The 14,635-nt window shown below is 42.0% G+C and carries 12 protein-coding genes; 11 read left to right on the forward strand and 1 reads right to left on the reverse strand.

From position 1 onward, the window contains the following. The first annotated feature begins 59 nt into the window (after window positions 1-59). The 8 genes from priA (at window position 60) to PVE40_RS02210 (ending at window position 9,853) form a co-directional block, all read left to right on the forward strand. Window positions 60-2,468: a primosomal protein N' gene (gene priA, locus PVE40_RS02175; RefSeq protein ID WP_274730229.1), complete on the forward strand. Its 2,409-nt coding sequence runs from the start codon at window positions 60-62 to the stop codon at window positions 2,466-2,468. A gap of 68 nt (window positions 2,469-2,536) precedes the next feature. Then, window positions 2,537-3,478: a methionyl-tRNA formyltransferase gene (fmt, locus tag PVE40_RS02180; RefSeq protein WP_274730230.1), complete on the forward strand. Its 942-nt coding sequence runs from the start codon at window positions 2,537-2,539 to the stop codon at window positions 3,476-3,478. A 1-nt stretch (window position 3,479) separates the two neighbouring features. Then, a complete protein-coding gene (gene rsmB / locus PVE40_RS02185) occupies window positions 3,480-4,859 on the forward strand; it encodes a 16S rRNA (cytosine(967)-C(5))-methyltransferase RsmB (protein WP_274730231.1) in 1,380 nt (459 codons plus the stop codon). 4 nt (window positions 4,860-4,863) lie between these two features. Then, the gene (locus PVE40_RS02190) at window positions 4,864-5,607 is read left to right on the forward strand and encodes a Stp1/IreP family PP2C-type Ser/Thr phosphatase (protein WP_274730232.1); all 744 of its coding nucleotides are present in this window, start codon (window positions 4,864-4,866) and stop codon (window positions 5,605-5,607) included. Between the two features lie 2 nt (window positions 5,608-5,609). Then, on the forward strand, window positions 5,610-7,607 hold the full coding sequence (gene pknB / locus PVE40_RS02195; RefSeq protein WP_274730233.1) for a Stk1 family PASTA domain-containing Ser/Thr kinase: 1,998 nt from the start codon (window positions 5,610-5,612) through the stop codon (window positions 7,605-7,607). Window positions 7,608-7,622: 15 nt separating this feature from the next. Continuing rightward, on the forward strand, window positions 7,623-8,519 hold the full coding sequence (gene rsgA, locus PVE40_RS02200) for a ribosome small subunit-dependent GTPase A (RefSeq protein WP_274730234.1): 897 nt from the start codon (window positions 7,623-7,625) through the stop codon (window positions 8,517-8,519). Between the two features lie 16 nt (window positions 8,520-8,535). Then, entirely contained in the window at window positions 8,536-9,192 is a 657-nt protein-coding gene (rpe, locus tag PVE40_RS02205; RefSeq protein WP_274730235.1) for a ribulose-phosphate 3-epimerase, read from the forward strand. Continuing rightward, a complete protein-coding gene (locus PVE40_RS02210) occupies window positions 9,185-9,853 on the forward strand; it encodes a thiamine diphosphokinase (protein ID WP_274730236.1) in 669 nt (222 codons plus the stop codon). Before rpe ends, PVE40_RS02210 begins: the two co-directional genes overlap by 8 nt. A 28-nt stretch (window positions 9,854-9,881) precedes the next feature. Here the strand turns inward: PVE40_RS02210 and rpmB are convergent, their stop codons facing one another. Further along, window positions 9,882-10,070: a 50S ribosomal protein L28 gene (rpmB, locus tag PVE40_RS02215; protein WP_274730237.1), complete on the reverse strand. Its 189-nt coding sequence runs from the start codon at window positions 10,068-10,070 to the stop codon at window positions 9,882-9,884. Window positions 10,071-10,396: 326 nt separating this feature from the next. Here rpmB and PVE40_RS02220 point away from each other — a divergent pair, with 326 nt between their 5' ends. From PVE40_RS02220 to recG, 3 genes are all read left to right on the forward strand, one after another. After that, complete coding sequence (locus tag PVE40_RS02220) at window positions 10,397-10,759, forward strand: Asp23/Gls24 family envelope stress response protein (protein WP_274730238.1); 363 nt, start codon at window positions 10,397-10,399, stop codon at window positions 10,757-10,759. Between the two features lie 42 nt (window positions 10,760-10,801). Then, complete coding sequence (locus tag PVE40_RS02225) at window positions 10,802-12,481, forward strand: DAK2 domain-containing protein (protein WP_274730239.1); 1,680 nt, start codon at window positions 10,802-10,804, stop codon at window positions 12,479-12,481. Window positions 12,482-12,565: 84 nt separating this feature from the next. Then, entirely contained in the window at window positions 12,566-14,602 is a 2,037-nt protein-coding gene (gene recG / locus PVE40_RS02230; RefSeq protein ID WP_274730278.1) for an ATP-dependent DNA helicase RecG, read from the forward strand. Window positions 14,603-14,635: the final 33 nt, after the last annotated feature.

Genomic DNA, 14,635 nt, shown 5'->3' on the forward strand with positions numbered 1-14,635 from the left:
CTTTATTATTGATATCTAGTAAAATGAATAATGGAAACACTAGCGAAGGAGGAAAAATTTTGAAGCAAGTTGCAAAAGTAGTAGTGGACGTTCCTGTTATGCAGACGAATAAACCATTCGATTACCAAATTCCTCCTGAACTCGTAAATCAGTTAGAAAAAGGGATGCGAGTGGAAGTACCTTTTGGCCCGCGTCATATTCAAGGATTTATCGTTGATATTGTCGACCATTCCAGTTTCGATGGTGATCTAAAGGAAATTATTCGACCGCTCGATTTGGAACCTGTATTAAATGAAGAATTATTAGCATTAGGCGAAGACATGGCAGATTCAGTCTATGCCTTTCGCATTCACTGTTACCAAACCATGCTTCCTCCCGTAATGAAAGCAAAATACGAAAAAGAATTTTACCTGACGGATGAGTTTGATGAAAAATCATTGGAAGAGCTGTTTGAAGGAGCGGAGAGTCTATCATGGGACCGAGCTGTTGAAAGAAACGCCATTCCCCAGTTGCTGAAGTGGCGGAAAGAAGGGCTCGTTGATATTCGCTACATCGTTAAGAATCAAGCCAAGGTCAAAAAAGTAAAAGGCTATCGTGCATCCTTAGATTGGGAACAGTTGGAAGAAGAGTTAGCTGGACTCTCCAAAAATGCGAAGAAACAAAAAAAATTACTACAGGCGATCGCAGAACGAGAAGGCGAAGTACTGACTGCCAAAGAGTTTAAGGAACAGTATGATCTCTCGACACAAACCTTACAAGTGGGTGTGGAGAAGAAATGGCTGCAAGAAGTAGAACGAGAAGTGTATCGTGATCCTATGTCTTCGTATACCTTTGAAAAAACAGAAGCCAAAGTTCTAAATGATGGACAAGCCCAAGCTTTCGAACAAATGAAAGCCGCAATCGATGAGAACCGCCATGAAGTATTTTTACTGAAAGGCATCACCGGTAGTGGGAAGACGGAAGTCTATATGCAATTGATTGGTGAAGTACTAGGAAAAGGTAAAACAGCTCTGATGCTTGTTCCAGAAATTGCCCTCACTCCTCAAATGGTTCATCAATTCAAAGGACGTTTCGGTGAGAATGTTGCGGTTATGCATAGTGGTCTTTCCGCGGGTGAAAAGTACGATGAATGGCGGAAGATTAAACGTGGCGAAGCGAATGTTGTGGTCGGTGCTCGGTCTTCCATTTTTTCACCTGTAGGAAATTTAGGTATCGTGATTATTGATGAAGAACACGAAACGACCTATAAACAGGAAGAGAATCCAAAATATCATGCACGGAATGTTGCGATTCACCGCGGAACCTATCATCAATGTCCAGTTGTTCTAGGGAGTGCAACGCCGTCATTAGAATCCAGATCACGCGCTAAGAAGAATGTTTATACACTGCTGGAATTGACCGAGCGTGCGAATCAATTGGACTTGCCAGAAGTTCAAGTGATTGATATGCGGGATGAGTTTCAAGATAATAACCGCGGGAACTTTTCTCGTATTTTGCAGGATAAAATAAATGATCGAATCGCAAAAAAAGAGCAAACCGTATTACTATTGAACCGTCGCGGGTATTCTTCCTTTATCATGTGCCGCGATTGTGGGTTTGTATTGGAGTGCCCAAATTGCGACATCAGCTTGACATTCCACATGGATAATAAAGAAATGAAGTGTCATTACTGCGGTCACCAAGAAGCTGTGCCGCATCATTGTCCAAAATGTCGGAGCCATCAGTTCCGTTACTACGGTACCGGTACGCAGAAGATTGAGAAAGAATTAAACCAACTATTCCCGACGGCGCGTATTATTCGGATGGATGTCGATACAACGCGTAAGAAAGGGGCTCATGAGAAGTTATTGTCTGCCTTTGGAAAAGGGGAAGCTGATATTCTCTTGGGCACGCAGATGATTGCGAAAGGCCTGGACTTTCCGAATGTAACACTAGTTGGTGTTATTAACGCGGATACGTCCCTGAGCTTACCGGACTTTCGTTCGTCTGAAAAAACCTTCCAACTTCTTACACAAGTGAGTGGCCGGGCAGGTCGTTCTACCTTAAAAGGAGAAGTGGTCGTTCAAACTTTTAATCCCGATCACTATGCCATACGCTATGCACAAAGGCATAACTATGATGGATTCTTCCTTCAGGAAATGGCGCTTAGACATCAAGGCGGCTATCCACCATACTATTTCACAACCCAAGTAACCGTAAGTGACTTGGACGAAAAAAAAGCCCAAGCAAAGATTTACGAGATTAATGCACTAATCAGGAAGTCAATGGGAGAACAAACGATTGTGCTTGGACCTTCCAAGAGTTCCATTGCCAAAATGAATAACCGTTACTATTTTCAGATTTTAATCAAGTATAAAAAAGAACCACATTTACATGCGGTTTTGAAAAAGATACTGGATGATTCCCAGCAAGAAAATGCAAAAGGATTATATATCTCGATTGATACCGAGCCGATTAATTTCTTCTAATGTGAAGAAGGCTGATTTGAAAGGAGAGAAGGTGCCGTGCTTCCAGACGGAAGAACGGCACCGAAACAATGAAACGAATTATCTTTATGGGGACACCTGGTTTTTCTGTTCCGATTCTAGAAGCACTATGTGAAAGTGAATATGAAGTAATTGCTGTCGTTACACAGCCAGACCGTCCAGTTGGTCGTAAGCGGGTATTGACTCCGACACCCGTTAAAGAGGCAGCGGTAGCAAGGAATATCCCCGTTTATCAACCAGAAAAACTATCTGGTTCAAAAGAATTGGACAAGTTGATTGCCTTGAAGCCGGATTTGATTGTGACGGCAGCGTACGGACAATTTTTGCCAACCAAGTTGCTCAAAGCACCAGTTCATCGTTCCATTAATGTTCATGCTTCTTTGTTGCCAAAGTACCGTGGTGGGGCGCCGGTCCACTATGCCATCATAGATGGAGAGAAAGAAACCGGAATTTCCATTATGTATATGGAGAAGAAGATGGATGCAGGAGCTATTTTGGCTCAGAGAAGGATTCCGATTGAATCGAATGACGATGTCGCTTCTATGTTTGAAAAGTTAAGCTTACTGGGCAGAGACTTGCTGATGGAGACTTTGCCAGCTCTATTTGCTGGAGAAATCACACCAGTCGAGCAAGAAGAAGAGAAGGTTACGTTTTCACCGAATATCAAACCAGAAGAAGAACGCATTGACTGGCAGAAAACTGCGACTCAAATTGCGAATCAAGTTCGAGGGATGCGTCCGTGGCCGGTTGCTCACGCCTACTTAGACGGAGGACGTTGCAAAATTTGGCAAGCTGAAGCAGTAGAAGACCGTTCTGCCAGCTCCCCTGGTACGATTGTAGACTTTGACAAGCATGCCATTTATGTAGCGTGTGGAGAACAAACCGTTTTGAAAATCACAGAATTACAGCCTGCTGGCAAGAAACAGATGTCCGCAACGAACTTCATTAATGGAGTCGACATGACGGCGATCCAACAGATAGGATTTGAATAAAATGGCTCGTAAAAAAAACAATAAAATTACGCACTCTCCTCGCTATTTAGCGATGGAAGTGCTACAGGCAATTGAGACAGAGGGCGCTTATTCCAACCTTTTGTTGAATGCAACCATTGAGAAAGAAACCCTGTCCGTTCAAGATGCAGGGCTTCTGACAGAATTGGTGTACGGGGTAACGCAGCGACGATTGGCTCTTGATTACGGACTATCACTATTTATCCAAAAACCTCAGAAAATGGAGAAGTGGGTCCTCAATTTATTGCGCCTGTCGGTCTACCAAATGGTTTACTTGGATAAAATTCCTGATCATGCCATTTTGTATGATGCGGTAGAAATTGCTAAGGACAAAGGTCATGCAGGAATCGTGAAGCTGGTAAATGGAATTTTACGAAACGTTCAACGAAAAGACTTGAAAGACCCGGCAACAATTGAGAAGCCAAACGAAAGACTAAGTGTTCAAGCGAGTGTACCAGTATGGCTCGTTGATTACTTCACGGAACAAAATGGTTTTGAAAAAACAGAAAAAATGCTGCTCTCGTTACTCGAGAAGCCTTTCATTGCCCTGCGGATTCAAAATCCTGATGAGATAGACCAAATCATGGACGACTTAAAAGAAGAGGGCGTTGAAACTGTAAAAAGTCCGCTTTCTCCAGTTGGACTACGAGTCATAACGGGACGAGTAACACACACGGCTCCCTTTAGAGAAGGGAAAATCACCATTCAAGATGAATCTAGCCAGCTAGTAGCTTTATTGGGTGGAGTGAAGGAACAAGACCATATCCTTGATGCTTGTGCGGCTCCGGGTGGAAAAACAATGCACATGGCCAGTTTCTTAGATGAGGAAAAGGGCGGGGTGGTTCATGCCCTAGATATCCATGAGCATAAAATTAATTTGATCGAACAAAACGCGACACGTATGAATGTATCCAATCGAGTGAGAACTCATTTGTTAGACGCAAAAGAAGTAGCTTCCCAGTTCGAGCCCGCTTCGTTTGATGTCATTTTTGTAGATGCTCCCTGTTCTGGTCTCGGGCTGATGAGAAGAAAGCCTGAAATCAAATACGGCGTCCAAAGAGAGGCCATCGAAGCCCTGCACAAGGAACAGTTACAAATCTTAACAGCAGTCGAGCCTTTGCTGAAGCAAGGCGGACGCCTGGTTTATAGTACGTGTACGTTAGCCCGAACAGAAAACCAACAAACAGTAGAAGCCTTTTTAGAGCAACACCAAAATATGCAGCTAAAACCAGTGGATGCAACTCTCTTGCCGAATGAAATAGTAACCGAGAAAGGCCAAATCCAGATTTATCCGGATGACTTCACGACGGATGGCTTCTTTATCTGCGTGATGGAAAAGCTGAGTAGTAGAGGAGAAGAATAACACGATGCAGATTGCTTATGGAAGTGACATAGGAAAGAATCGATCAATGAATGAAGATTATGTGAGTTGGTTCAAGAATCAACAGAATCAGCCGTTGATGCTGATTTGTGATGGTATGGGTGGACACCAAGCAGGAGACGTAGCAAGTGAGATGGCCGTCTCACACTTGGGCGAAGCATGGAAGAAAACTTCTTTTTCCCAAGCAGAGTCCGTTTCTTCCTGGTTCTTAACGACCATTCAAAAGGTAAATCAGTTAATATTCCAAAAATCACTCGATTTCGTTGACTTAGATGGCATGGGAACAACACTTGTTGCTGCTGCAGTAGTTGCAGGAGAATTGGTGGTAGCGCATATTGGCGATAGCCGTGCCTATTTATACCGCAATTATCAACTCAAACAATTAACGGAAGACCATTCCCTCGTGAATGAGTTAGTAAAATCTGGGGAATTATCTGAAACGGAAGCAAAAAACCATCCCCAAAAGAACATCGTCACTCGTTCAATGGGAAATAGAGAAAAAATTCAAATTGATCTGACTTCTGTCCCTATCAAAAAGAATGACTTTTTGGTTCTTTGTACAGACGGCTTGTCGAATTTGGTGGATGAAGAAGGGCTGAAACGTGTGCTCAAAGATTGGATGAGCTTGCCTGATAAAGTAACAAAACTAATCGAAATGGCTAATGAAGCAGGGGGATCAGATAATATATCTGTTTTAATCGCTCATTTCATCGAAAAAGAGGAGGGATAAAGTTGATTGAAATCGGTAAAAAAATAGGAGAACGCTACAAGATTAAGAGATTGATCGGTTCAGGTGGAATGTCTAACGTTTATTTAGGACACGACTTAATCTTGGACCGTGACGTAGCAGTAAAAGTTCTTCGCTACGATTTCCAGAATAATCGGGAAGCACTGAGACGCTTCCAAAGAGAAGCGCTGTCCGTTACGCAACTTATCCATCCAAACATTGTCGGTGTATATGATGTAGACGAAGAAGACGGACAGCAGTACATCGTTATGGAGTACGTAGAAGGAACTGATTTGAAGCAGTACATCCAAACGGTAGGGCAAGCAACGCCAGAAGACGCGGTCCATATCATGAGCCAAGTGTTGTCCGCAATGGCACTTGCTCATCGAAATCGGATCATTCACCGCGATATTAAACCGCAAAATTTATTGATTGATCGAGACAATACGATTAAGGTAACCGATTTTGGGATTGCGGTAGCTCTATCCGATACCTCCATTACTCAAACCAATACGTTATTAGGGTCGGTTCATTATATTTCACCTGAACAAGCCCGGGGAAGTGTCACCACCGTTAAATCAGACATTTATGCACTTGGTATTGTGTTATATGAACTCTTGAGCGGAGAAGTTCCTTTTGACGGAGAGTCTGCCGTTTCGATTGCGTTAAAACATTTCCAAGAACCCATGCCAACCGTACGCGAGAAGAACCCACATGTGCCGCAAAGCTTAGAAAATGTGATCTTAAAAGCTAGCGCAAAAGAACCGGCTGACCGATATGGTTCCTGTGATGAGATGTTGATGGATTTAGAAACAGCGTTGAGCCCTCAAAGAGCGCACGAATCACAGTTTGCACCAGCAGCGATGTTGGAAGAAACAAAAGTCTTAGAACCTGTTAAAATTCCTGCCAGTTCGGTACAACCTGTATCGGCAGCTCAAGTGACAGAAGAAGTAGTCAAAGAACCAAAGAAGAAAAAAGAACGTCAAAACGGGAAAGCAAATCGTTCGAAAAAACGTGGTTTCTTATTTGGACTTTTGTTCCTCTTTTTGGCGATTGGAGTATTCATCATGACGCTCGTCATGAATCAAGAACCAGAAGACATCGCGGTACCAACGATTTCAAATGTGACGGAAAATAGAGCGAAGTCTCTATTGGAAGAAGCGGGGCTTGGAGTAGGGGAAACCATTGAGGAACACGACGAAGAGATTGAAGAAGGATACGTGATTCGAACCAATCCAGAAGCAGGAGATCCGGTTCCACCGGAGACGGAAGTTGATTTATATGTCAGCTTAGGCCCCGCACCTGTCGTTATTGAAGACTATTTAGGTGAGAATTATCAAGATGTCCGCGATGCCTTGCGTGATTTAGGGTTTAGGGTAGAACGGGTGGACCAATATGATTCTGCAGCAAGTGGCACCATCATTGATCAGAGCCTGACGCCAGGTTCTGAAGAATTAACGGAAAACACGACGATTACTTTAACCGTTAGTATGGGGCCACAAACATTTACTATGGAAGATTTAACCGGTTATACACGTGAAAGTGTTCAAGGATTTGCCAATGAGTATGGTCTCGATGTTGACTTCGAAGAAGAAAACTCTGACGATGTAGCAGAAGGATTGGTAATAACGCAGTCCATTCCACCACGGAGTAACTTCACACAAGGAGAATCGCTGGTTGTGACCATTTCTGCAGGTAAGGCAGAGCCGGAAATTGTGGTCTTTTCAAAAACAATCGCCATTCCTTACGAAGCTCCTGCTAAACCGTCGACTGGCAATAGTCAAGAATCAGGAGAGAGTGAAAGTTCTGCTCCGGCAACGAACCACATCACCATTTATATGCAAGATGCCGATCACCGCATCGAAGATGTTTTTCGTGAATTCGATATAGAAGAAAGTGAAGAAGTGACCTTGAACTTCCGGATTCTAGAAGGCGAGTCAGGAGCCTATATTGTTGAACGAGATGGAAAAGTTATTATGGAAGAGAAAAACTTAACCGAATAAAGAGGAGGCGTTCCCTTGCAGAAAGGTCAAATCAGAAAAGCGTTAAGTGGGTTTTACTATGTGTTTTCAGAAGGAAAAACCTATCAAACAAGAGGTAGAGGAAACTTTCGGGTCAAAGACACCAATCCATTAGTCGGTGATTTTGTGGAATTTGAGAGTGGAAATATGGAAGAAGGTGTGCTTGTTTCCATTCTTCCCCGTAAGAACGAATTAGTTCGGCCGCCGATTGCCAACATCGATGCGGGAATTATCGTCATGTCTGCTATAGAGCCAGATTTTTCTACCTATTTAGTAGACCGGTTTTTAGTGTATTTAGAAGGGCAATTTATTGCCCCGATTATTTATATTACGAAAACAGATTTATTGGACGAAAAACAACTCGAAGAGATGAAATCTTATCAATCCGACTATCAAAAACTAGGTTATACCGTTTTCTTAGCCGATCAAAGAGCAGACGGTGCGGTAAATGCGTTGCTGGATGAACTTGGAGAACGAACGGTCGTTTTCATCGGTCAATCCGGTGTAGGGAAATCAACATTGTTGAATCAAATTCTTCCAGAACTAGCGCTTAAAACAGGTGAAATTTCTGCCTCTTTAGGAAGAGGACGACATACCACTCGTCATGTAGAGTTGATTCCTATTGGAGAAGCTCTTATTGCAGATACGCCTGGTTTCAGTAGTGTGGAACTAGAAGAGATTGAAGAAGAAAACCTACCAGATTTATTTCCTGAATTTTTAGCGAACCGTGATGAGTGTCGTTTTTCTGGTTGCTATCACTTAAACGAACCAAATTGCCGAATCAAACAACTGGTACAGTCTGGTGAGATTAGCGACTATCGCTACGAACATTACTTACAATTCCTAGAAGAAATTAAAAATAGGAAGCCAAACTATCAAAAAAACAAAAAGTAAAAGGTGTGTGATACGCGTGATGATAGCTCCTTCCATATTGAGCGCTGATTTTGCCAATTTAGCCCATGATGTGAAGCTGGTTGAGGAAGCAGGGGCAGGATATATTCATATCGATGCAATGGATGGCCAATTCGTGGATAATTTAACTTTCGGGCCGAATGTGGTAAAAGCACTTCGTCCTCATACGAAGTTGCCGCTTGATTGCCACCTCATGGTTGAGAATCCAGAAAAATTGATTCCAGCATTTGCCAAAGCAGGTGCCGATATTATTTCGATTCATGTAGAAGCGACCAAGCACATCCATGGTGCCTTACAAATGATTAAGCAAGAGAATGTGAGTGCAGGGGTTGTCATTAACCCAGGCACGCCAGTTTCAGCCATTGAACCGATCTTAAGCGAAGTAGACCTAGTATTAGTGATGACCGTAAATCCAGGATTTGGTGGACAAAGTTTTATTGAAAGTACGGTCGCTAAGATTGAAACCTTGAACCAGCTTCGCAAGGATAAAAATTATCACTATCTGATCGAAGTGGACGGCGGCATTACCGATGAAACAATTGGGCAGTGCAGCAAGGCTGGGGCAGACGTATTTGTAGCAGGATCGTACGTCTATGGCGCGAAAGATATTAAAAAAGCGATTCAAAGCTTGAAAGATGCGGCGCAACATGAATAAAAAAGCGGTCATTGTGGCAGGTGGCACAACGGGAAACTTGAATGAACATCAATCGCTGCTGAAAAATGCTGATGTCATTATTGGTGTAGATGGTGGAGCAGTGGCCTTACTTGAAGCGGGAGTGAGGGTTGACGTAGCCATAGGGGATTTTGATTCCATTTCAGCGGAAAACCTTCAACTCTTGAAAGACAAGGCTGAAAAAGTGATCGAATTGCCGGCGGAGAAGGATTTAACCGATACAGAAGCTGCATTGGAATATGCGGCGCAACAGTTGGAAGTAGATACAATTTTTATGTTGGGATTATTTGGTGGTCGGGTTGACCATATGATGAGTAATCTGTGGGTAGCCTACCATCCTGATTTCCAGGGAATCATCGAAAAGGTTGTGATGATAGATGAGGCAAATACATTGTCGTTCTATCGTCCCGGATCTTATCACGTTCATAAAGAGGAAGATAAGAAATACCTTTCCTTCATTAGCATGACCGCAGTGGAAGACTTGCGTTTAAGTGGGGTAAAGTATTCACTGGATGGGAAAGACTTTGATCATCCGATTGCTCTTGTCAGCAATGAATTTCTAGATAAAGAGATGAACTTTTCTTTTGCGGCAGGTTTAATAGCTATGGTCCAAAGTAAAGATATAATTAAAAAAAGAAGTTGAGCTGCAGACTCAACTTCTTTTTTTATGATTATACGCGTTCTACTTTACCTGATTTCAAAGCACGAGCAGAAACCCATACTTTTTTAGGTGTTCCATCAACCATGATGCGAACTTTTTGCAAGTTTGGTTTGTAGGTACGTTTTGTAGCGTTTAAAGCGTGAGAACGGTTGTTACCGGAACGGCTTTTACGTCCTGTGATGTAGCATTCTTTTGCCATTTCCTTACCTCCTTTAGTTGTATCAGAAGCACTAGTATTCGGGATGTTATTCCAATTTCATACACTTGAATAATTTATCATAATTCATTCGTGAATGCAACTCTTTTAAAGTAAAAATACTTGACACTCTTTTATTATTTTCATGCTTTTCAAAACTATATCTTGTAACTTTTGAAAAAAATAAGTACTATTAGGAAAGGAATTTTATCATTGGAGGCATATTCTTTGGTATAATGTCTACAAAGAGAGTTATTTTTAAGGGAAAATATGCTATCATGGATGTTGATTAGTGTTTATTCCGATTCATACCAAGGAGGAATTCGAACATGGCAGTGAAAATCCAAACAGAATACGGAGAAATTGGCTTAACAAATGAAGTAATCGCAACGGTTGTGGGAGGAGCTGCTACTGATAACTATGGGGTCGTCGGTATGGCAAGCAAGAACCAAATTAGAGATAACATCAACGAGATTTTGAAAAAAGAAAATTATTCAAAAGGCGTTATCGTTCGTCAAGAAGGCGAAGGTGTGGCGGTTGACGTTTATATTGTTGTTCTTTATGGAACAAAGATTTCAGAAATCTGTCGAAATGTCCAAATTCAAGTGAAATATAACTTAGAAACCATGCTTGGGTTTGCCGCAGAACAAGTGAACGTATTTGTACAAGGCGTTCGCGTACTGAACGACTAATGGAGAGATCACCATTCCACATGGTGAAGGAGGATATGTAAGGTGAATAAAACAGAATTGACTGCTAGTGATTTAAAAGCGATGGTGGAGGTCGCACAAGAGCGTTTGAGTGAAAATGCAGAATATGTGAACTCTCTGAATGTTTTTCCGGTTCCAGATGGCGATACCGGTACAAATATGAACCTTTCGTTTACTTCCGGTGCTGATCGTGTAGCACTAGCAGAAGTAGATCGCATCGATCAACTAGGAAAAGACCTGGCTAAGGGACTATTAATGGGAGCGAGAGGAAACTCTGGCGTTATTTTATCTCAATTATTCCGCGGCTTTTCAAAAGCAATGGAAGGAAAAGCTAGCCTAAATGCAAATGATTTTGCAGCAGCGTTCTCTCAAGGTGTAGAAACAGCCTACAAAGCTGTTATGAAACCTGTTGAAGGAACCATTCTTACTGTTGCTCGTGAATCGGCGAAAGAAGGCGCAGAAAAAGCGAAACATACAGATAATATCATCGAAGTGATGGAAACAGTCGTACAATCTGCAAAAGTAAGTTTGGAAAACACACCAAATTTATTAGCCGTACTGAAAGAAGTAGGGGTTGTAGATAGTGGCGGTCAAGGATTGCTCTTCATCTACCAAGGATTCCTAGAATCTTTAACGGGTGAAAAGGTTTCTGTAAAAACAAAAACAATCGAAAAAGCAGATGTAACTGAAATTGCTCACCATGAGAATTTTGGGAATATTGGCCATGCTGTTACAAGCGAAAACATTGAGTTTGGGTACTGTACAGAAATCATGGTAAGACTAGGTGAAGGAAAAACTGTCTCAGAAGAGTTCGATTACGATGTATTCCGTAATCACTTGAATGAAGTAGGGGATTCTCTCTTAGTAGTTGCTGATGATGAGATTGTTAAAGTTCACGTTCACACGGAATATCCTGGTGAAGTGATGAATTATGGTCAAAAATTTGGATCATTAGTTAAAATTAAAGTGGACAACATGCGTCTGCAACACGATGAAGTGATGGAAAAAGGGAGCGCATCAACTGCAACAGAGAAAGAAATGCCGAAAAAACCATATGGTGTCATTGCTGTGGCAGCAGGAGAAGGCGTTCAAAATCTCTTTAAGAGCCTAGGTGTTGCGACGATTATTCCAGGTGGACAAACGATGAATCCAAGTACGGAAGATATTTTGAAGGCTATTGATTCATGCAATGCAGAAAAAACAATTATCTTACCGAACAACAAAAATATTTTCATGGCTGCTGAACAAGCTGCTCAAGTATCTGATAGAGAAGTAGTGGTTATTCCATCTAAGACGATTTCACAAGGTTTGACAGCAATGTTGGCCTTTGATGATCAAGCTAATCTAGATACAAATAAAGAAAACATGACATTAGAACTTGATAATGTGAAGAGCGGTCAAATTACGAATGCAGTTCGTGATACTGAAATCGACGGCTTAGCTATCACAAAAGATGATTACATGGGTATTGTTGACGGTAAGATTGTTACTTCTCATGCAGATCGCTTCTCAGCCGTTCTAGAAACTCTTCGCCAGATGATTGATGAGGACAGTGAAATTGTCACATTGATTTACGGAGAAGAAGCAACTGAAGAAGAGACACAAAACATCGCCGACAACATTGCGGAAGAGTTTGAAGATGTTGAAGTGGAAGTTCAAGCGGGAAATCAACCGGTTTACACATACTTAATTTCAGTAGAATAAATACAACCAAAGAGGCTGGGGCTTTTGCCTCAGTCTCTTTTTGGCAGTAAACACGAAAGGAGATGATTGCAAATGACAGAGGCAGTGAAATCTGTTTACGATAGTATTGAGGTTCTTCCTGGCATCGGTCCTAAACGTTTAGAAGCGCTCCATTCTTTGGGTCTTTATACGATTTATGACTTACTCACTCATTTTCCCTTTCGTTATGAGGATATCCAAGTACGTTCTTTGGATGAAATAGAGGATCAAGAAAAAGTAACCTTAAAGGGGAATGTGGTCACCCCCGCTACGGTACATCACTATGGTTATAAGAAGAGTCGCTTGTCATTTAAGATTGCAACAGAAGATGCAGTGGTTCAAGTGACCTTCTTTAATCAACCATACTTAAAAAGCCAAGTAAACTTAGAAGAAGAAGTAATGATTTTTGGTAAATGGGACGCCTTGCGCCAGAGCTTGTCTGGATACAAAATTCTAGGTTCTAAGCCCGATCAGGACTTCGAATCGGTATACCATGTGAATAAGCATATCAAACAAAAAACATTGCTTACGATTATCCAGGCTGCCTTTCAAGAATATGCGGAGTTTATTCCGGAGATTATCCCGCAATCACTGCGTGAGCATTACCGCTTGCTAAGTCACAAAGAAGCGATTCAAGGGATGCATTTTCCTCAAAGTGAAGCAGAATTTCTCCAAGGGACCAGACAGATTATTTATCAGGAATTCCTCTTGTATCAATTGAAGTTGCAACTGATTCGTTATAATCGAAAAAAAGAGCAAGCAGGGATTGCTGTTCTTTATGATGTGAAACGATTGAAAGAATTTATCACAACGCTTCCTTTTGATTTAACCGACGGACAAAAGCGGGTGGTAAATGAAATTTGTCGTGATTTAAGAGAGCTCTTTGAGATGAATCGGTTATTGCAAGGAGATGTAGGGAGCGGGAAGACGGTTGTGGCAGTTATCGCCTTTGTAGCTACTATTTTAGGCGGATACCAAGGCGCTATGATGGTTCCAACAGAAATTCTCGCTGAACAACACTACCAAACCATTTCCGAGTTATTTGAAGGGACAGAATATACCGTTGCGCTCCTGACAGGCAGTACCAAAACAAAAGAACGCCGTGAACTCTTATTGGCTCTAGAGGAAGGCCGAATCGACCTGTTGATTGGAACCCATGCGTTGATTCAAGATGACGTGACCTTCCATAATCTCGGTTTGGTTGTGACCGACGAGCAGCACCGATTTGGAGTAAATCAGCGACAAAAATTAAACGAGAAAGGGCAAAATGCAAATGCCCTTTATATGACCGCTACACCGATTCCGCGTACATTGGCGATTACAATGATGGGGGAAATGGACGTATCGGTACTAGACCAACTGCCGGATGGACGGATTCCCATTCGAACGATTTGGACGAAGTCAGACAAAATGGAACGAGCCTTGGAGTTTATCGATCAACAGTTAGAACTGGGAAGACAAGCCTATATCATTACGCCGTTAATCGAAAAAAGTGAATTGATTGATTTGAAGAATGCGGAGGAAGTCCACCGAATGGTAAACGAGTATTACCGTGGGAAGTGGCAAGTCGGCTTGTTGCATGGTCGTCAAAAAGCAGACGAAAAAGATCGAATTATGCACGCCTTCAAAGACAATAAATACCAAGTGCTTGTTTCAACAACCGTTATTGAGGTTGGGTTGAACGTTCCAAATGCAACGGTAATGGTGATTCAAGATGCTGAGCGCTTTGGGCTCTCACAACTCCACCAGTTAAGAGGCCGGGTTGGTAGGGGGAGTGAAGAATCATTCTGCTTATTGTTGGCGAACCCTAAAACAGAAAATGGGAAAGAACGAATGCGCATCATGACAGAGTCCACAGATGGCTTCTATTTAAGTCAAAAGGACTTAGAGTTAAGAGGATCTGGAGATTTATTTGGAGTCAAACAAGCAGGACTACCTGAATTTAAGTATGCAGACATTGTAAAACATGAGAATGTATTAACAGCTGCCCACCAAGATGCCATGCGTTTATTGAGCCTGGAAGATTTCTTTGAGGCACCGGATTATGAACCATTGCGGAATTACTTAGATATGGAACGAAAACTTGCGAAAAATTTGCAATGATAGGAAAACAAAGATGACAATTTCCGCAGTCTT

The sequence above is a fragment of the Jeotgalibaca caeni genome, from assembly GCF_028863945.1.
Taxonomy (GTDB): domain Bacteria; phylum Bacillota; class Bacilli; order Lactobacillales; family Aerococcaceae; genus Jeotgalibaca; species Jeotgalibaca caeni.

Bases quoted from the DNA above. Each gene is read 5' to 3' on its own strand.
- fmt (WP_274730230.1), top strand. From the start codon at position 2,537: ATGAAACGAATTATCTTTATGGGGACACCTGGTTTTTCTGTTCCGATT.
- rsmB (WP_274730231.1), top strand. From the start codon at position 3,480: ATGGCTCGTAAAAAAAACAATAAAATTACGCACTCTCCTCGCTATTTA.
- PVE40_RS02190 (WP_274730232.1), top strand. From the start codon at position 4,864: ATGCAGATTGCTTATGGAAGTGACATAGGAAAGAATCGATCAATGAAT.
- PVE40_RS02210 (WP_274730236.1), top strand. From the start codon at position 9,185: ATGAATAAAAAAGCGGTCATTGTGGCAGGTGGCACAACGGGAAACTTG.
- rpmB (WP_274730237.1), bottom strand. From the start codon at position 10,070: ATGGCAAAAGAATGCTACATCACAGGACGTAAAAGCCGTTCCGGTAAC.
- PVE40_RS02220 (WP_274730238.1), top strand. From the start codon at position 10,397: ATGGCAGTGAAAATCCAAACAGAATACGGAGAAATTGGCTTAACAAAT.